Genomic DNA, 18,054 nt, shown 5'->3' with positions numbered 1-18,054 from the left:
TAGTATTTTGCATTCATGAGAAGAACGCTACTGCAATATTTATTATTTACACTACAATCAATCATTTTTTGGATTCTGGCATTTAGTTTTATGATTGTCATACGCTATTTTGGAATTTTTGAAGAAAAAGGTGTGAGCATTCTTCCAAAGTATGAATTGCCTTTATCAAATTTGATTACGTATGTAAGCTTATCGTCTATTCCGTTTGGAATTTTTTATGCCGCGGTTGAGTTTTTGTTTGATCGATATTTGGCTAAAAACCTTGCTTTAGGTGTTGTTATTTTTATCAAAACCTTTATTTACTTACTTACGCTCATATTTTTGGTAAATATTGTTGTTGAGCATACAGGTCATGTATTAGATGTTGATTTGATTGAAGGAAATCATTGGTGGCGCACTAATAAAACGTTTTGGTCCGTTGTTATTTACTTTGTAGTGGCTTCTTTGGTGTTTTCTTTTATTAAAATTGCCAATGAAAAATTTGGGCGTGGTGTTTTTATTAAGATGTTGATGGGAAAGTATCGTAAACCACAAGAAGAAAAACGAATTTTTATGTTTTTAGATTTGAAAGCTTCTACAACAATTGCAGAAGAAATTGGGCATTATACTTATAGTCAGTTGATTCAAGATTGTTTTTATGATTTAAATACAATTGTACAAAAATATGATGCAGAAATTTACCAATATGTAGGTGATGAAGCTGTGTTGAGTTGGAAATATGCAAAAGGAATTAAGAAGAATAGAGCTGTTAAATTGTTTTTTGCTTTTCAAGATAAGCTAAAGTCAAGAAGCAATCATTACACAGAAAAGTATGGTTTGCTTCCAGAATTTAAAGCTGGAATTCACGGCGGAACGTTGATGGTTACTGAAGTTGGATCAGTTAAAAAAGAATTGGCGTATCATGGTGATGTAATCAATACAACGGCAAGAATTCAATCAGAATGTAATACGTACAAGGCAAGTGTGCTTATTTCTGAGGAATTACTTTCTGATATGAATCTTACCGAACTGTATACAACGCAACGGATTGACAATTTACTTTTAAAAGGAAAAGCCAAAACCATTAGTATTTATAGTATTTTAAAGGAAAATTAATCGGTTTCTTCTAAAAAGAAGATTTCATTAATTGATTTGTTAAAAACCATACTTAGTTTTAATGCCAATACTGTAGAAGGTACATAACGTGCTTTTTCTATTGAATTAATCGTTTGTCTGGAAACGCCTATTTTCTTTGCCAAATCGTCTTGTGTAATGTCTAAAATAGCGCGTTCTATCTTGATTCTATTCTTCATTATTGCCTTTTTTTAATCATATAAAAGAATACTAAATACATGGTCAACATAAACCAAAGTATCTGGAAATCACCAACATCTGTCAATGGATCTTTGTCTTTTTCAATAAAAAATGATACAATATAATTGATCAACGGCTGAATTAACGTATATACAACGCCTGCAATAAACGCCATTGAAAACGCTTGTCCACGAATGGTTCGGATCATTTCATCTTCTACTTTTTCTTTAGAAATTGCAATCATCAACAAACCTACTAATGTTGCACGTTTAAAAATAAATTTAAACCCAAGTGCAATATCTATATCTAAAATTTTTCGAATAATCAAAAAAAGAAATGCAAACACAATTAACGCTATTCCAATTTTTTTAAATGAATTTGGTAACCCGAACTTTTTAAATTTTTCAAACCTCCTATTTTCTGATTCGCAAAATGTTTCTTTTTCCATAAGTATAAATTTGTTTTTATTTGACAAGTATGTTTTTCATTATGTCAAATATACTTTACATTTTGTAAAGCGCAAAATTATTTTGCGAATTTATTGATTGTTACATAATTGAGAAACTGTGCTTCTTATTATAAAAAGAAGATGATTGTAAGTCAAGTGAGATTCTGAATCAAGTTCAGAATAACGGTATTTTATGAAGAAATTTTACAGAAATATAGAAATTATTCTTTTACAATAATCATGGTAGCTTTGATGCCTGTAGTAAGGTTCCACTCGTTTGCAGATATAAGTTCTCCTTTGTCATCATATACCCGAAATTCGGCAGTATTTGGTCCAGAAGTACCTTGGTTTAGTGCTTGAAATTGTATTTTATTAAACCCTTTTTCAAGTGTCACATCAATTTTTTTGTATGCGGCTTCTAAACGAATGTTTTCAGCAATTACGACATCATTTACATACACACGTACACGATCGCCATCAACATATTCATGATCTCTACATACAATTTCAACAAAAGCACCATTACTTCTAAAGTCGCCTAAGTATTGTTCTACTTTGTATTCTGGGCGAATATCTCTGTCGTTTTTATTGAGTTTTTTTTCAAACTCTTTGTTTCGAGTAACATATTGTTCTTGACCTGTGAAGTAAACTTCTTTTTCTTTTTTTAAAGAAGCTGGTTTCGACTTTGGCAAACTAATTAAACTAGTACGCTTTTTTGTTAGTAAGCTTGGTGTTTTGAATTCCATAAAACGATCCGCTTCCTTTTTTGGAATTGGTGTAGGATCTTTAGGTTTGGGAAACGGTAATTTGATACGACCTTTCGTAATATCAACATCATTTGCTTTTGTTTTGGTCGTGTCTTTTTGTGCATATGCAGAAAACATCCCAAAAAGGATGCATACTATTACTAACCGAATATTTCTGAATAATGTAGTGGCTGACACAGGTATTTTTCTTATCAATTGCAAATGTGTGATACAATAATACGTTTTTTTTTATCACAAACTTATGTGTTAACACACAATTATCATTCCAAGTTAAAGAATTTATAAAATTTGAATCAAAAAACTGTTTTTCAGTAAATTACGTCCACGGAATTTCCGTAAGTTCTAAGTGTACAATTTTCTTCAAACCAAGTTTTATGTTTTTTCGTTTCCAAAAACCACTATTTGGATGATGAACTTGGTATTCTACATCGATTACACGCGATAATTCTTGTGAAATTATTCCTTTAAAAGCACTTGTACTTCCGTTAATGTAATAATCGAACGTGTGCTGTTTTAAATAATTCATGAAATCATTTCTGTATTTTAGATTGATCCAACCATAAAACCAAAAATTTAATCGTGTTTGATTGCTTCCTCGTTTTCCTAATAAATAATGTAGTGATGTTTGATACGGAACTAATGTGTAAAAAGTAACTTCAAAATTTGAAAGTGTCGTTTCTGAAACTTGTTCCATTACTTCAAGAAAACCAGTTTTAAAACTCTGAAAATACCCCACTAACGGATTCGTAGCTCTGAATTCATCTTTATAATTAAATTCGTTCTTATCTGGCGCTTCTACCGTAAATAATACTTTTGTGTACGAAATATTTTCTGTGGGTTCCAGTTGTGGTTTCCCGTTTTCAATCCAAAATGTCCAAGGTTTTACCAAATGTGGCATTCTAAAAAAGCGATCTTTTATGATTACAAAATCACCTTGCACATCAAAAAATTCTTCATTTTCATTTTTAATAGACTGAAAATCATCTATTTTAAGACTTGTTACTCGTTTACTTTTTCTATTATAAACAGGAATCGTTTGGACTACTTTCATATTGGGGAATGCGTTTTGCAGTGCATATTTAAGTAATCTTTAGCAGACTGAAAATTATTTTTTTTAACAATCAATTTGTTAATTTCTTTTTGGTCGTATTGAAAAAGGTATACAAAAGGGAAAGAGAGCACATAGCTCTCTTTCGGGTTTTTGGGGGAATATGTATATGAATTACCATAACAACAGTTCAAAAGTATCCTTTTTCTTACTTATAGTAATTTCAAAACGTTGATTAAAAGTTTTTTATCGATGAAAAGCATATTAAATTCGATATAATGAACTATGGAAAGAGTTTTTGAAATATCTCATAAAAAACGTCCTCAATGTTAGTAAATTAAGGACGTTAGCTAGTCAATATATTTAAGCCGAATTGACCAGTATTTGAAAAAATATTAACTAAACAGCAAATCTATGTTAATTTTCTTCATATTAAATATACAAAAAAAGAGCCCAATTGATGTATTGAGCTCCTAAAAACTTTAGAAAGTTTTTGATAGTATTGCTGAAATGCAAACCTACTACTTTTTATTTTTTGTAGGAAATTATATTTTATGTAAATATGATTTTTTACGTTAATATTTGAAGTTGAGTTGGTTGTATTTATGAGTATTCAGAGTAGTTTTGTAAAAAAATATAACATCATATACAGCTTTAAAGATTATAAAATCTAATTTTCACCTAGTTTGAATTACTCCAAAACGTGCATGCAAAGTTTTGTTCTCAAATGATTCACATGTACGCAAGTCTTTTAATCATTCATTTTCTGTTTGTTTTAAATTCTGAAAAGACTACTCAGAATCCAAACGATCTTTTACAAATTCGATTTGAGTTTTTCCGTGTGGCAATACATTTCCGTTTTTATCAAGATTTACCATCACAATGTTGTCAACGGTTAAGATGGTTTCACGTGTCATTTTGTTACGAACTTCACATTTTAATGAAATAGAAGAACGACCAAATTTTACGACTTCTATACCAATCTCAACAATATCACCTTTTTTAGCAGAACTTTTAAAGTCAATTTCAGACATATACTTTGTCACAACTTTCGGGTTTTCAAGCTGAATAATAGCATATAAAGCCGCTTCTTCATCAATCCAAGCTAATAATCGTCCTCCAAATAAAGTTCCATTAGGATTTAAATCTTCGGGTTTAACCCATTTTCGTGTGTGAAATCTCATATATTATTTTTTGTAAAAGTACAATATGCTTCACTCCTATTTTAATGTTTTTAATAGAGTTTATTAATATTAGATTCAATTATTTTTATTAAAACAATGTTTGCGGCTTTTGTGGTTTTACAATTGTTTTCGGAACGGTTAAATTTTGTTGAAAACGTTTGTTTAGTTTTTTAATAAAGTACGCTGAAAGCAACGGAGATTCTACTTCTGAATTTTGATGAATGAAGAAATGTATGTTTTGCAATCCAAAATTTGTCCATTGTTCCAAACGATCAACCCAATCGTCCAAACGTGAATAATCGCTTTCATGATTGGCGCCAACATACCGAATAAATGCTTCATTATTGGTCATTCGCATGTGCATAATATCGCGTCTTCCAGCTGTATCTACCAATACATTTGCTATATTATTTTCTTGCAATACATGATACAGTTCATTCGAAATTTTTTCATCATTGTACCAATCGGTATGTCTAAATTCCATAGCTAACGGAATTTCTTTTGGCCAAAATTCGGCAAAATGTACTACTCTATCAAAGTCTTTTGGAGAGAAGTTGGAATGCATTTGTAAAAAGATAGTTCCGAGTTTGTCTTGTAAATGTGTTGCGTTATAAATGTACAAATCGACCAATGCTTCCGTAGCTTGTAAGCGTTTCCAATGACTGATTTCTTGTGTTATTTTAGGAAAAAACTTAAATCCTTCAGGTGTTTTATCACGCCATTTTTCAAACTGTTCTGCTGGAAACATTCGGTAAAACGTGGCATTCATTTCAATAGAATTGAATTGTGAAGCATAATACTGTAGTTCGTCTTTTGTTCCTCTCGGATAAAAACCTTTTAAATCTTGCTTATTCCATTTCGCACAACCAACATAAATAGAGGGTTTTGCATCATTTTTATACGAATTTAAAACCACTTCCGTTTCCGGATGATTTTCAGGTAAGGTAAAATCTATAATTTCTGGATTGGGCACTTTTCCAAATTTCATACGTATGGTAAATTAAACCATAAAAATACGGATTTCCTACATGAAATAATAAATCAAGGCACTTTTTAATCTTGTTAATAAGTACGTTAACAAGTTGTTGATAACCTGTTCATTAGCAAGCGTATTATTTTTAATTTTAATAAAACTTATTGTCATGAACGATCGAGAAAACGATTTGGTTAAAGCGAGACCACACATTTCCCCAAAGTCAATTTCAGCTAATATGTCCAACGACGAACGCTTTCAAAATGTAACATTGCGTCCTGTAATTAAGCTTCAAAGTCCTTTATTGATTGCTTCTTTTCGAAATTATATTCAAAAACATAAAAATGTATTTCACGGATTATCCACAGAAAAACGCTTGTTGTATATTGAAAATGCAATTCAAAAAGATATGAAGTTTCGAAATTCTCTAAAAGGAATGATCATTGGTCAGTTTACGTTAGAAGAATATCATTTATACATCGAAAATTCGTCCTCACTAAACAAACGCATGATGAATATTGTAACAGAACGTTTGAAAGATCATATACTTCTTTTTGAAAAAAATGTGATGTTTAGCGCAGTTATATAATAAGACGAATAAACGTTAATTAGTTGTTTTTTAGATAATTAAGCTAATTTTGTAAGTTTTTTTTCATATATTTAAGAGTAATTTAAACTTTTATAACCATGAAAAAAAGAAACCTAAACAATTTGAAATTGAGAAAACAAACTATTTCAAATTTAGAACAAACAATTACTGGTGGAACTATTACAATTAGCACTATAGTTTGTACAGTGTACTCGTATTTCCAGTGTGATGATATTATTCAAACATCTGAAGATCGTAATGGTCAAAAATGTGATATCGCAACAGTAAACGATAGTTGTTTTTCATTTTGCGATGATATCTGTAATGACTTTTAATCAAGTAAAGAAACACCGTTTAAATCGGTAGTTAGCACTTCGCTCATATAATTAAAAAATGGGCGAATTGCTTTAAAATACACATTAATTTCTTCCATAAAACCAGCCGAAGTCACTTCTTTGTCTGTAAATTTCTTAGTAAATATAAATTGTTTCTTCCGAATTAAATCAATGGATTTATGTTCTTTACTAAATCCTTTTGGAGCCGTTTTTACTTCATCACCTTCAAATTCTCCCCAAACATCTTTGAATGATTTTTTAGAGATAATTTTTCTAATTTCTGTATCATCTATTTCAAATTCTTTACGAATTCTTAATAAATCATCCTTATGCGGTTCCCAAAATCCTGTAGCAATAAACGATTCATTATTGGGTGCAATATGTAAATAATAACCACCTCGAAGTTGCGGTTTTATTCGGTGAAAACTGCCACCAAAGTGCGTTTTGTATGGTGTTTTGTCTTTTGAAAAACGAACATCACGATAAATTCTAAATACCTTTACTTTATCAATTTGGTCATGTTTATTCAACTCTTCTCCTAATTGATTGTAAAATTGCTTTACTTCTCTTTCAATCTCCTTAAACTCTTTTTTATGTTCTGTAAACCACTCGCGGTTGTTGTTTTTATTCAGTTTTTTTAAAAAAGAAAACGTTTCTCTTGGGATTGTTTCGTTCATTGTATTGGTTTTTTACTAAACTACAAAATTGTTTACAGCACTGAAAATAAAAATAGGAGTCTTTATTTGATTCCCAATCGTCCAGCATTGTCAATAGAGCTTTTTTCTCCATTATTTTTCATTAGGAAATAAGATTCTGAATTTGCATATAATTCATTAAGGATATATTTTAATTCATGCACATTTTTAGATGCAACAGCCAGTTCTCCTTTGACAAGATCGCTTTCAAATTTCTGCTCTTTTTTTATATGACTTCGCAATTTGCTACTATGTTTGAAGAAATAAAAGAATTCATAATAATATTCATCAGAATTCACAAAAACTTTGTCACGCAATGCTTCTAAATCTTCTGTTTTTTTAGCAATTAGTTGTTTATTTCCAGCGTATAAGTATTCTTTTTCATTCGCAATAATTTTTCGGTACTCTTGCTTTTGAGCTTCTGACATTGTATCAAATTCACTTTCTACAACTTCTTTTTGCAAGGTGTATTTTTCAATTTCTTTTAGTAATAACCTGTTTGTTACTAACTTATCATATTTCTGAATGAGTAATCTTTTGGTTTCGTTAATTTGATATTTCTGTTCAGTCAATGTATCATGTTGATATTCAATTGCTTTTCCGTAGAGATTTATCAAATCATTTTCCAATGTTTTCAACTCATGTTTGAGTCTAAAATTAGTTGTTTTTTTATCTTGTATTTCATTTTGAATCGTTTCTGTATACTGTTTAATTTCAAGAATAGTTTTCTCAAAATTAACAATATATTGATTCGGATTGAAGACTTGTTTGAGTCGTAAATTAATCGCATCAATAAAAATATTTACAGATAAATCACGTGATTCTGATATTTTAAAATTAATTTCAATATCCAATCCTTTAATGATATCTAATGTAATGTCTTGTCCAGAAATTTCAATATAACCAATTGGTAAATTACTCGCCACCGAATTTCGCACAGAACCTTCTAAAATATTGATAATCAACGTATCATCAGAATCTTTTAGAATGGTTTTTGACGCCAATTTATAAATCGTTTTTGATAATGGAAGAATGTCGTTCTTTTTAAAGATTTCTTCTAAATATGTTCCATCTTGACTGTCTAATTCAATACAAATATCGTTTGGCAACGGTTGTCCCAAAACATTGTACACGCCTTGGGAAATAGCAATATCATTGTTTTCGTCAATTAATTCTTTGTAATTGTTATATAGTTGAATTGAAAAGATATTTTTTGCGCTTGAAATCAACGGAAGAAATTCTGTAATTTTATTTTGAAAACGAACTGTTCCTGTATCAAAACCACCGTCATTTCTAGTAATTCGGTAATAACCTTCCATTTTCCCATCAAATAAAGCAACCAATAATTCTTCTGCATCATTTGATTGATTTTCATAAATCCATTGAACATCAACTTTAGATCGAACAACACCTTCTTTTGGTTTTTCTTCAACTTCCAAACCAGATTCTTTGTTTCCTGCAAAGTACGCCGCGCCAATAACCACGGCTTGTGTGGGATCCATATTGGTGTCTAAAACAATGTTGGTTCGCTTGGCTAATTCTTGTCGCACATACGGAATGTACGTTGTTCCACCAACCATAATGATTCGTGATATATCAGTAAAATTCAACGAATTCTCTTCTAGTAATTCTTCAATTAATGTGTATGAAACTTCAAATTTTGGTTTTACGAGTGTGTTAAAATCTTCTCTTGAAAATTCAATCGTAGTAAAAAGGCCTAACTCGTCATTTTCAATTTCGATAAAGGTTTTTTCACGAATCGAAAGTTCTTTTTTTGCTTCTTCTGCTTTGAACAAAAATTCGTAATACAACTTTTTATAATTGATATCTTCTGAAGAAATCATCGTTTTCCATAAATCTGCATGTTCAGGAAATTCATTTTCAACAGCTTTGCATATGATTTTCTGTATGATGAGCAAATCCAAATCGACACCTCCTAAAAAGTTATCTCCTTTATGATCTATGATTTCAAGTGATCTGTCTGAAACTTTTGCCAAACTTGCATCAAATGTTCCGCCGCCAAAATCGTATACTAACCATGTTTCCGCTTCTTCAAGCTCCAATTCTTGTACGTTTGAATATGCTATACACGCCGCAATTGGCTCTTGTAACAACGCAACTTCTTCAAATCCTGCGGCAAGTCCGGCTTCTTTGGTAGCATTGGATTGAATCGTGTTAAACGATGCAGGAATGGTGACAACTGCCGATTTCACTTCCGATTCCATGACAAAGTTTTTCAACTCGCCCAAAATCATTGCTGATAAATCTATTGGAGAAACTTCGGTATCAAGCAAAGCCGCATGGTATTTTTTATCTGAGCCCATTGCGCGTTTAAAAGAAGCAAACGTATTGGTTGCGTCTACCAAAAAACGTTCTTTAGCTTTGTCGCCTATAAGCGTTCTATTTTTTCGAAACGAAACTACTGAAGGTAGTAATTCTCTAAATCCGACAGGGTTTTTATGTACGGTAACTTTTCCGTTTGTGTATTCGGCAATTGCCGAATTTGTTGTTCCTAAATCGATTCCTATATTTATATTTTTCAAGCGTATTTTATTTTATCCGACAATGACAATTCCTTTTTGTAACAAACTGAATGTATCGTCTTCTTTCTTATAAATAATTGGTTTTAAAACCTTTACAATAGTTGATGCGTTATCGGTAAGTAAATTTGCTTCTACAGCCGTATTTGTTTCGTGATACTTCTGTTTTAGCGGAATTTCGATGCGATACCCCATTTCAGTAAGTTCGTAAAAAATACGGTCTAAATTACGTTCTAGAGAATCGTATTCATTCTCAATAGATTTTCGTTTTATTTCATATATTTGGTTGATAAGCGCAATCATAGTCTTTGTTTTCATCACCCAAAATACATAACATTCTTTAATGAGCTATATAAAATCTCTAAAAATTGCTACGGAATTACTTCCAGATATTGAACTTCAAAATTTTACCGAAAAAGACCTTATTCGTATTGAAAAGCTTTTAAAAGTTGAACAAAAAGTAAATCCTGATTTTAAAGCGACGACAATTAATGTGTTTTTAAATTCATTAAAAGAACATCCAGAAGGTGTTCGTTTTTTGTTTGCCAATCCCAACTTGAAACATTTGTTAACACGTAGCTTTGCTAAAATGCAGAAAAATGTAACGGTACAATTGGAAGGTTTTGATGCGCAAGAAATTGTTTCGTTTATTTCGAAGTATTTAACAGAAGATTTTACAGATAGTATCAACTATTATTTTAACAAGGAAATATACCAACCTGTTACTAAAATGTTGTTATACAAAGATGTAATTCCTGATGAGGTTATTAATTTGATTCGTAGAAAAACAGATGGAAAGATAGATTTTTTAACCAACAAGTTAGATAAAATCATTAATGATTCGCCTATTTATAAAGATTCATTTTTTGCACTTACCGAAAAATTGAATGATGAAGGCGTGAATGAAAAAGTAAAATATTTTCGTAGTTTAAGTATTAAATACTCGCTAAATATTGCGACGACACGCGGTCCGGGAATTGTTGTGTTTTTTAAAATTTTAGGAAATGGATTGCATTGGTTATCTACAAAGCCTAAGAATATTGAAGAGAAAATTGAGCGCAAACTTGCGTTGGAAGATTTTAGGTTTATCAGTTACTTTTTAATTGGTTTTGCAGTACTTATCATAAGTGCAATTATCTATAATATTTCTAGTTCGGCTGAAAAAGATAGAAACAAAGAACAAGCAAAAAAGGTAGAGTTTACAAAGTCTATGCGTGGATTTTTAACTGAGTTCGATCCTGCGCAAGCGCGAAATATTAAATATGTAGATTCGTTGTTTGAAAGCGGCGACAATCCGTTTCCTTTAGAATATATAAAAGGTGGCGAAAATGATAGTTTTTTAGCACGAAAAAAGCAATTCATCAATCAAACAGAATATGATATTATTGTATTATCAAATGATGTTTTTGCAAAGGAAATTTATGATAAAACTCCGTATCGTTTTTTAGTAAAATCTGGAGATACTATAGCGAAGAATTGCATTTCGTTAAATCATTTTTATATAGGAAAGAAACTAGCACTTTTCAATAGTAATGAACAATATATTCCGAAACGATACAATGCATATGACGTAGCGCCTCGATTTTTAGAACTGTATAAAGATGCGCGCCATATTATTAGTTTGCAGTTTGAAAGCCGCGGAAATATAGTATTTACACAAAAAGATGGCAAAATTTATATCACTTCTGATAAAAGCTTATATGTAAATGGAATCCCTACAAAGGAAAGCAAATTGTAACTTGTATAGTTACGTTGCCGCAGGTGGTCTTGTGATGATGATGTAAATTGTTCCTAGCAAAGCAATTACAAGGAAAGTCATGAATATGATACCGATGACAGACAATACGAATTTCATACCAGCTACGGCATATCGATCTTCGTATTCTTCCTTTTTGGCTTCAGCTACTTTTTCTCGGTTTCTATGGCGAATACATAAGTATATAAAACCGATTCCTGTAAATATTAAATTTCCCAAAATCTGTCTCATTGCAACATCCAAATATAAAAAAAACAAGCATTATAGCTCGTTTTTAACTCTATTGTTTTATAATTTTATAGAAAGCCACCAACACATGCAGCTATTTATAAATTAACGCGTCATGTATATGACAATTACGGAACTGCTGTACATAATCGACCTTCTGAACAATGTAATGATGGACACCAATCTATAGAAATGCAAGGAAACATCAACGATGGTATAATAGTTCCTCCTTTTAGATTTGTATCTTCAAGATTTGAAATTTTCTTTTTGCGCAATGATAAATTTTTGATTTTCTTTTTTTTCATCTTCCTCAGTTTTAATTGTGTACTTAAAACTAATCCGTTAGATGATATTTTGAAAGATTTGATAGTCGTGATGTATAAAAGACGATCAATTTGCTGTTTATGAAGGTATTTCTGAATTGAATACTGCCAAACGGTTTGTCCAATAGTAGCTTTGCTCCCATCGTTTTTCCAACTCATAATGTGCAATTAGTTTTTGTATATACGCTTGAAATGCATTTTCTACAACATATCTGTATACATCTAATGCTTCTTGTTTTCCATGTAAAAAATCTGCTACAGCATGTCCGCCATAAAAGCCAGAAGCCAATGCAGACGTGATTCCGTAGGAAGATATTGGGTCAAAAGAATATGCAGCATCACCAACAGCAAGCCAGTTTTTTCCAAAAGGAATTTGTAAACAACTTGTGCCTGCGGGCATTATTTTACAATGTTCAATTGGTATGTTTTTAATAATTTTTGAAAGATGAATGGTTTGTTGCAATTCGTGTTGAAGAAATATTGCGGTGTTTTCCTTAGCGGGAAGTAACTCTTTGAGCGTAAAAAACATCATTGTAACTTCTTTTTTGGTAAAAGGTGCTACATACCACCAACCATTTTCAGTGGCTTCAACGATGATTTCATGTGGAATTTCGTTTGAAAGTTTTACGTTGAATGTAATGGCAAATTGTGCATCTAAGTTTTCTTTTTGTATGCCTAAATGTCTACAAACGGATGCTTTTCTACCAGTTGCATCAATGATAAATTGACTTTTTAGTGTTAAGGTTTCTGAATCGTTTTCAATAGTAGCAATGACTTCTTTTTTGTCAGAAATTACTTTTTTAAGCTTGAAACCTTTGTAAAACGGACAGTTTGTATGTTGATACACCTCTTGTAATTGTGTTTCAAAGTACAATCGATCTAGTAAATAACCATGTCCTAACCGATCTGAAATAAATTCTTTTTGTTCCAATTGATCACTTCCCCAACAACTTTTATTTCCATAATATACATTGTGTTTTTCATCTTCAACTAATGATAAAATTCCTAATTGTTTGAGCAAAGGTTTTGCATTTGGCGGAATGGCTTCTCCCGATTTCCGAATTGGAGTTGTATGTGCTTCCACAACACAACAACGAATTCCTTTTGCGTGCAATGTAATAGCGGTGGCGATTCCTGCAGGACCGCCACCAACTATTAATACTTGATATGTGTGTTTATCGTTCGCCACGCGACAATCTTCTTCTTTTACGGTTGCTATCAGATGAATGTGAAGCAGATTTTGCTGCATCTAATACATTTTCGGTTCCTAAACCAACTATGTCAGTAGCGGCTTTTCTAGCTTTCTTATCCAAGCCATCCGTGATGGTTTCTGCTCTTATTACTTGTGCAAATGTAGGATCTTGTTCTCCAAATTTACGTCCAGTTTCTTTCCAAACTGTATCTGGCAAAAATCCTTCTTTGTTGTTTGCCGCTTTATCTTCTGTTTTAACAATAATTCCTAATTCATGCCATTCAGCAATCATATGATTTATTTTCTTTTGATATACCGTTCCTAAATCACGCAACCAATCTTGGCGGTAATCAAAATGCTTCAATCGTTGTGCTATGTTTAAGTTTCCAGCTTCAATACTACGTTTGTAACTATCTTCACTCAATACCTGATTTGGTACACGTGCCGCCCAAAATGATGGTAAAGGCAAGTATGTTGTTACATCATAACCTGACAAACAACTTGCTTCATCAGTTTGCCAAGGAACTCCTAACCAACGTGTTAATGATCCTGGACCACTTTTGGACAATGGTCCGTCTTTTCCTAAAGCAATCGCTGGCGATAGTAATGGTCCAAAATCTAAATCGGTTGGTTCTCCTTCGTCAACAACATTTAGACGATAGGGTTTTTTCCACATTTCTTTTACACGCATTGGCCATGTTAATTCAATTCCTGGATGAAAAGGACCACCCAAACATTCTTCCATTGGTGCTTGATTTAATGCGTTTATTTGTGCTTCAGGCGATAATTCTTCAAACGGAACATATTTTTGAGGTTTTCCCGTTTTGAAATCTCCTTTTGCCCAACATTTTAAACGAGCGTATTGTGTTCGTGTAATTGGTAAATCAACAATGGCAATTTTTTCATATTCACCAAAACCATCACCATAAAATGGCGGTACTTTTTCGGGTGTATATTCGTTTGAATCTGGGTCTCTAAACCATTCAAATACACGTTCACGTAGTGTTTTGTTTTTATCGGAAGGATCCGAAAGTTTTTCTACTAGTTCTGGATTTGAAAAGTCGGACGGTGAATTTTTTCCAAATAACATAAAGAAACCTGAGTTTACCCATTGTGTATCTGTCATTCGTGCTAACATTGGGTAAATGTGTTCGTAAAACACAACACCATTTGCTGCTGCATCTGGATAGTTCATTTCACGAATGAATAAATCTTGTACAACATCATTCATCGTAACGACTCCGTACAATCCTGGCCCAAAGTTTGGCGGTGTTACGGCAACATTTGCAGGTGTTGCTTGAAATTCTTTTCCATCAATAGTTACCGTCGCACGTACAACTCCATCACAAGTATCATCATGCCAACCTTCGTTGTTTGCAAAGGTGATTGCAGGTTTGTTCTTTTTTGAAGCAGAATCGCCATCACCACCGAAAAATAGCAAACGTCCGTCTTCATCCGTTTCAACATAGCCAAGTTTTACTTTTTTCCCAAAGAATTCTCCATCATCAAAATCATACTTCTTTCCTTTAGTATTTTTTCCTGTAATACTCACTGGAGTTGGTAAAATTGCCAATTGATCTCTATCGGACACATCCGCATTTCTGTATGCAGACGGAATTCCAGCACCAGGTAAATCTAAGGCATTGTTAAACATATACCAAGCAGATTTTACATTTGCAACTTGTAAACGCCAATGAATGCTATTCTCTTTTGTTTCTGTGATTTCGCCTAACGCTTTGCCATTTTTATCAAAAGCATAGATTCTGAAACGTGCAACTTGTTTTTTTACACGTCCTTTTTTGTCTTTATAACCACCTTTTGGCGGAATTTCTACACCAGGAATGTCTGGTGCAAAAAAATATTTTTTTGAGTTTCCAATACGTGCAATTCCAATTGGAGGATAGATTGCTACGCTACTAATGTCTTTAATGTTCATAGGTTTAAAGTTGGTTATATAATTGTTTTTCTAGTTCGGAAATGATTTAATGGATCTTTGGAGTAGTTCTTTTTTACTTTTATTAAATCATCATAATTATCTCCAAAATATGTTTTTGTTGGAATGGATGCATCTTTAAAACTGATAAAAGCGCCGCCTGAGTTTTCTATTTCATAATCGCGACATACTTGCATCCAATCTAACGCTCGGTTTGTTCTGTTGTATACTTTGTTGTCTTGCTCCTGCTCTTTTTGAAGCAATTCTGTGTTCCACCATGTTTGGTATTGAATGGTGTATGATTTGTTTTTGAATGGAAATGCGCTTCGTTTTTTTGCTTCTTCCGACATATTATCATAAAATTCACCAGAGATTGCACCTAACGTAATATACGTAAATAAGCCATATAGACGGTTCTCATCTAAGATTAATTTTGATGTTAACGAACTGATTAATTGGTTTGCTCCTTTGTCTCCTAATCCATCTTTATCAGCAAAACGAGAGGTTATTTTGTGTGGTGCTGGCGCATCTAAATCTGGCGGTAAGGGTTTTTTGGTTGATGACAGTTGAAATATATTTGAAACGGTGTCCATTTCGCTATTATTTGCAACAGATTCCGCTATTTTGTAGATTCTGTCATAGGTTTCTTCATGTGTTTTTACTGAATTATTTGCATCCTTTTTTGCCATTGTATCACGTTCTTCAAGTTGAATATTTCTACTGATGGCACTGTATGAAATTCTATCCCATTCACTCATTAAACCGTCGTCTGCATAGTCTAAACGCTGTCCGCCTTTTCCAATTACGCGTAATTCTTCTGGTAAAATATGTGCATACGATGTTTTTACAAAAGCAATTAAACTTTCTTCTGAGCCACTCCAATAACCATACATAATACAGTTGTGAATTTCATTTTCAGGTTTAAAATCGTTTGGATCGCCTTGCAAATGTTTTCCAGAAACTTTTAAATTCGTTCCAATTAATTGATCATTTGTAAAACCATCATCTGGAGAAGATTTAATTTTATTCATGATTACATCTTCCCACGCTTGCAATATTTTTTTTGTTTGCTTATCACCTGTCAAAACAGACTGATCATTTTTATCATATGGATTCCATTCCAATTCAAATTTGATGAGTTTTTTAGGCAATCGGAATACTTTTAGCTGTAATTCGGTTACAATTCCGTAACTCATTCCGCCACCACCTTTTAGTGCCCAAAGCAAATCTTTTTTGTCACTATCTTCCATTTGAAGCTTTACAATTTCTCCATTTCCAAGTACAACTGTTGCGCCAACTAATCCTTCGCAATTCATTCCGTGTTTTCGTGTCCACGGTCCCCAACCGCCACCAAATGTAAATCCTGCAACACCAACTGTCGCGCATGTTCCGTGTGGAATCATGACATCGTTAAAAGCAAGTTGTGGTGTTAAATCTTTGAAACGAATTCCAGGTCCAATACGTGCATATTTTTTGTTATGACTTACCACAACATGATTGATGCGTGTCAAATCTAGTAAAATTACATCTGTTCCACTACATTCCGCTTCATGATCGTGTCCACCAGATCGTACTCTAATTGGTAAATTGTTTGCAATAGCGTCTTTGTATACACGTTGCACATTTTCAGTAGATTCACAATAAATGATTGCAAACGGTTTTTTTTGAAATCTACGATTGAATACTTGACTCGATTTGTTGTATTCTATTTGATCAATTAGATTGCCTTCTGGCGTTTGTATTTGATCACAATTGAGGTAACCGCGCAATCCGTTGAGAAAGTTGTAGACATTTCGCATGTTGACAACAACCATATTTTCACCAATGACTAATTCGGCTTTCGCCAATAAAGGCAGGTTTTCTTTAATTGTTAAATCGTCCACTAAATCTTTTTCAGATACCGCAGTAATTACCGTATTGAATCTGTTTAGGTTTTTATGAACAGTGATTGTGGTGCTTCCGCCTCTGTTTTCATATTTTAATTCACGATTGATCACCGAAAATAAGCCACTTGTTAAGAAAATTGTTTCTTCTTTACCAACTTCAATTGTTGTTGGAATAGTGTCTAAATAGTTTTCAGAGTTTTTTAGGGTTAGCGTTTCAAATGAAGTGTTTCGTATTTTTATGGTTACAGACAACCCTAAATTATCTGGCAATGCAGTATCAGTGCGTTCATCAATGAAATTTACTATTTTAATGAGTCCAGAAGCGCGCGTAATGTCTTCTTTTTCAGTTATTAGTGTGACTTCATTTCCAAGTAATGCTTTGTTCCAGACAGCAATTTGACTGATGTTTCCATTAAAGTAATTCGCATCCGAAGTTCCGCCAATAGAGAATACATCTGCTTGATTTTCTATATTAATTGTTTCTGTGCTATTTTCTATTTTAACGTCTAAATCATTAATGTATAGATATAGAAATGTATCCGTTTTTACGGCTGTTATGTGATACCATTCGTTATCGATAACAGAAATATTTGTGGCCGTTATGGTGCGTGTTTCTTGTTCCGTTTGTACTGAGAAGGCAATGTTTCCATGTGCGTTTACCTTTAAAGAAAAAGAAGTTTCGTTTGTATGCTTGGAAACAATTTCGCCAGCTTTTGAAGTTTGTATCCAACATTGTAGCGTAAAATTGGAAGATTGAAAGTTATTTTTACTTAACTCACTGTCGGTCAAGTTAGTTAACCCTGAAAATTTAAAAGAGTGATTCATAAAGAAGATTTGGTTTTTGGTTGGTATTTTAAAGATGGA

The 18,054-nt window shown here is 32.5% G+C and carries 18 protein-coding genes; 4 read left to right on the top strand and 14 right to left on the bottom strand.

Features of this window, described 5'->3' with window-relative positions; translation table 11 throughout:
* Nucleotides 1–15 precede the first annotated feature (15 nt).
* Nucleotides 16–1,095 (top strand): adenylate/guanylate cyclase domain-containing protein, encoded by a 1,080-nt coding sequence (locus tag ACQ654_RS00690; RefSeq protein WP_430408382.1) that lies wholly within the window; start codon nucleotides 16–18, stop codon nucleotides 1,093–1,095.
* On the opposite strand, the gene ACQ654_RS00685 is transcribed toward ACQ654_RS00690, so the two are convergent.
* The 6 genes from ACQ654_RS00685 to ACQ654_RS00660 all read right to left on the bottom strand — a co-directional run bounded on the left by ACQ654_RS00685 (nucleotide 1,092) and on the right by ACQ654_RS00660 (nucleotide 5,728).
* A complete protein-coding gene (locus ACQ654_RS00685; RefSeq protein ID WP_430408381.1) occupies nucleotides 1,092–1,292 on the bottom strand; it encodes a helix-turn-helix transcriptional regulator in 201 nt (66 codons plus the stop codon). The genes ACQ654_RS00690 and ACQ654_RS00685 overlap by 4 nt on opposite strands.
* Nucleotides 1,292–1,741, bottom strand: coding sequence for a hypothetical protein (locus tag ACQ654_RS00680; protein WP_430408380.1), 450 nt, complete (start codon nucleotides 1,739–1,741; stop codon nucleotides 1,292–1,294). The genes ACQ654_RS00685 and ACQ654_RS00680 overlap by 1 nt, the downstream gene beginning before the upstream one ends.
* Before the next feature lie 221 nt (nucleotides 1,742–1,962).
* Nucleotides 1,963–2,685 (bottom strand): hypothetical protein, encoded by a 723-nt coding sequence (locus tag ACQ654_RS00675; protein WP_430408379.1) that lies wholly within the window; start codon nucleotides 2,683–2,685, stop codon nucleotides 1,963–1,965.
* A gap of 139 nt (nucleotides 2,686–2,824) precedes the next feature.
* On the bottom strand, nucleotides 2,825–3,559 hold the full coding sequence (locus ACQ654_RS00670; protein ID WP_430408378.1) for a hypothetical protein: 735 nt from the start codon (nucleotides 3,557–3,559) through the stop codon (nucleotides 2,825–2,827).
* Nucleotides 3,560–4,347: 788 nt separating this feature from the next.
* Nucleotides 4,348–4,740: an acyl-CoA thioesterase gene (locus ACQ654_RS00665; protein ID WP_430408377.1), complete on the bottom strand. Its 393-nt coding sequence runs from the start codon at nucleotides 4,738–4,740 to the stop codon at nucleotides 4,348–4,350.
* A gap of 88 nt (nucleotides 4,741–4,828) precedes the next feature.
* Entirely contained in the window at nucleotides 4,829–5,728 is a 900-nt protein-coding gene (locus ACQ654_RS00660; RefSeq protein WP_430408376.1) for a DUF72 domain-containing protein, read from the bottom strand.
* A gap of 154 nt (nucleotides 5,729–5,882) precedes the next feature.
* Between ACQ654_RS00660 and ACQ654_RS00655 the strand changes: the two genes are divergently transcribed.
* Both ACQ654_RS00655 and ACQ654_RS00650 read left to right on the top strand, forming a co-directional pair.
* Nucleotides 5,883–6,302: a glyoxalase gene (locus ACQ654_RS00655; protein WP_430408375.1), complete on the top strand. Its 420-nt coding sequence runs from the start codon at nucleotides 5,883–5,885 to the stop codon at nucleotides 6,300–6,302.
* A 98-nt stretch (nucleotides 6,303–6,400) separates the two neighbouring features.
* Nucleotides 6,401–6,637 (top strand): hypothetical protein, encoded by a 237-nt coding sequence (locus tag ACQ654_RS00650; protein ID WP_430408374.1) that lies wholly within the window; start codon nucleotides 6,401–6,403, stop codon nucleotides 6,635–6,637.
* Here ACQ654_RS00650 and ACQ654_RS00645 read toward each other — a convergent pair.
* The 3 genes from ACQ654_RS00645 to ACQ654_RS00635 all read right to left on the bottom strand — a co-directional run bounded on the left by ACQ654_RS00645 (nucleotide 6,634) and on the right by ACQ654_RS00635 (nucleotide 10,190).
* Nucleotides 6,634–7,314, bottom strand: a complete 681-nt coding sequence (locus ACQ654_RS00645; RefSeq protein WP_430408373.1) for a DUF2461 domain-containing protein — start codon at nucleotides 7,312–7,314, stop codon at nucleotides 6,634–6,636. The genes ACQ654_RS00650 and ACQ654_RS00645 overlap by 4 nt on opposite strands.
* A gap of 62 nt (nucleotides 7,315–7,376) precedes the next feature.
* Nucleotides 7,377–9,875, bottom strand: coding sequence for an Hsp70 family protein (locus ACQ654_RS00640; RefSeq protein WP_430408372.1), 2,499 nt, complete (start codon nucleotides 9,873–9,875; stop codon nucleotides 7,377–7,379).
* Nucleotides 9,876–9,887: 12 nt separating this feature from the next.
* Entirely contained in the window at nucleotides 9,888–10,190 is a 303-nt protein-coding gene (locus tag ACQ654_RS00635; protein WP_430408371.1) for a hypothetical protein, read from the bottom strand.
* A gap of 25 nt (nucleotides 10,191–10,215) precedes the next feature.
* On the opposite strand from ACQ654_RS00635, the gene ACQ654_RS00630 reads away from it, so the two are divergent.
* Entirely contained in the window at nucleotides 10,216–11,610 is a 1,395-nt protein-coding gene (locus ACQ654_RS00630) for a hypothetical protein (RefSeq protein WP_430408370.1), read from the top strand.
* 9 nt (nucleotides 11,611–11,619) lie between these two features.
* Here the strand turns inward: ACQ654_RS00630 and ACQ654_RS00625 are convergent, their stop codons facing one another.
* The 5 genes from ACQ654_RS00625 to ACQ654_RS00605 form a co-directional block, all read right to left on the bottom strand.
* Entirely contained in the window at nucleotides 11,620–11,859 is a 240-nt protein-coding gene (locus ACQ654_RS00625) for a hypothetical protein (protein WP_430408369.1), read from the bottom strand.
* A 125-nt stretch (nucleotides 11,860–11,984) separates the two neighbouring features.
* A complete protein-coding gene (locus tag ACQ654_RS00620; RefSeq protein WP_430408368.1) occupies nucleotides 11,985–12,161 on the bottom strand; it encodes a hypothetical protein in 177 nt (58 codons plus the stop codon).
* A 97-nt stretch (nucleotides 12,162–12,258) separates the two neighbouring features.
* A complete protein-coding gene (locus ACQ654_RS00615) occupies nucleotides 12,259–13,428 on the bottom strand; it encodes an NAD(P)/FAD-dependent oxidoreductase (protein WP_430408367.1) in 1,170 nt (389 codons plus the stop codon).
* On the bottom strand, nucleotides 13,355–15,307 hold the full coding sequence (locus ACQ654_RS00610) for a LodA/GoxA family CTQ-dependent oxidase (RefSeq protein ID WP_430408366.1): 1,953 nt from the start codon (nucleotides 15,305–15,307) through the stop codon (nucleotides 13,355–13,357). The genes ACQ654_RS00615 and ACQ654_RS00610 overlap by 74 nt, the downstream gene beginning before the upstream one ends.
* 14 nt (nucleotides 15,308–15,321) lie before the next feature.
* On the bottom strand, nucleotides 15,322–18,015 hold the full coding sequence (locus ACQ654_RS00605; RefSeq protein WP_430408365.1) for an FAD-binding protein: 2,694 nt from the start codon (nucleotides 18,013–18,015) through the stop codon (nucleotides 15,322–15,324).
* Nucleotides 18,016–18,054: the final 39 nt, after the last annotated feature.

The sequence above is a fragment of the Kordia sp. genome, from assembly GCF_965283645.1.
Classification (GTDB): Bacteria; Bacteroidota; Bacteroidia; order Flavobacteriales; family Flavobacteriaceae; genus Kordia.
This window is presented reverse-complemented; position numbering and strand designations above follow the sequence as displayed.

Excerpts from the sequence above, each read along its gene's own strand:
- ACQ654_RS00690 (WP_430408382.1), top strand. The coding sequence starts at position 16 with ATGAGAAGAACGCTACTGCAATATTTATTATTTACACTACAATCAATC.
- ACQ654_RS00685 (WP_430408381.1), bottom strand. The coding sequence starts at position 1,292 with ATGAAGAATAGAATCAAGATAGAACGCGCTATTTTAGACATTACACAA.
- ACQ654_RS00680 (WP_430408380.1), bottom strand. The coding sequence starts at position 1,741 with ATGGAAAAAGAAACATTTTGCGAATCAGAAAATAGGAGGTTTGAAAAA.
- ACQ654_RS00670 (WP_430408378.1), bottom strand. The coding sequence starts at position 3,559 with ATGAAAGTAGTCCAAACGATTCCTGTTTATAATAGAAAAAGTAAACGA.
- ACQ654_RS00665 (WP_430408377.1), bottom strand. The coding sequence starts at position 4,740 with ATGAGATTTCACACACGAAAATGGGTTAAACCCGAAGATTTAAATCCT.
- ACQ654_RS00660 (WP_430408376.1), bottom strand. The coding sequence starts at position 5,728 with ATGAAATTTGGAAAAGTGCCCAATCCAGAAATTATAGATTTTACCTTA.
- ACQ654_RS00655 (WP_430408375.1), top strand. The coding sequence starts at position 5,883 with ATGAACGATCGAGAAAACGATTTGGTTAAAGCGAGACCACACATTTCC.
- ACQ654_RS00650 (WP_430408374.1), top strand. The coding sequence starts at position 6,401 with ATGAAAAAAAGAAACCTAAACAATTTGAAATTGAGAAAACAAACTATT.
- ACQ654_RS00645 (WP_430408373.1), bottom strand. The coding sequence starts at position 7,314 with ATGAACGAAACAATCCCAAGAGAAACGTTTTCTTTTTTAAAAAAACTG.
- ACQ654_RS00635 (WP_430408371.1), bottom strand. The coding sequence starts at position 10,190 with ATGAAAACAAAGACTATGATTGCGCTTATCAACCAAATATATGAAATA.
- ACQ654_RS00630 (WP_430408370.1), top strand. The coding sequence starts at position 10,216 with ATGAGCTATATAAAATCTCTAAAAATTGCTACGGAATTACTTCCAGAT.
- ACQ654_RS00625 (WP_430408369.1), bottom strand. The coding sequence starts at position 11,859 with ATGAGACAGATTTTGGGAAATTTAATATTTACAGGAATCGGTTTTATA.
- ACQ654_RS00620 (WP_430408368.1), bottom strand. The coding sequence starts at position 12,161 with ATGAAAAAAAAGAAAATCAAAAATTTATCATTGCGCAAAAAGAAAATT.
- ACQ654_RS00615 (WP_430408367.1), bottom strand. The coding sequence starts at position 13,428 with ATGCAGCAAAATCTGCTTCACATTCATCTGATAGCAACCGTAAAAGAA.
- ACQ654_RS00610 (WP_430408366.1), bottom strand. The coding sequence starts at position 15,307 with ATGAACATTAAAGACATTAGTAGCGTAGCAATCTATCCTCCAATTGGA.
- ACQ654_RS00605 (WP_430408365.1), bottom strand. The coding sequence starts at position 18,015 with ATGAATCACTCTTTTAAATTTTCAGGGTTAACTAACTTGACCGACAGT.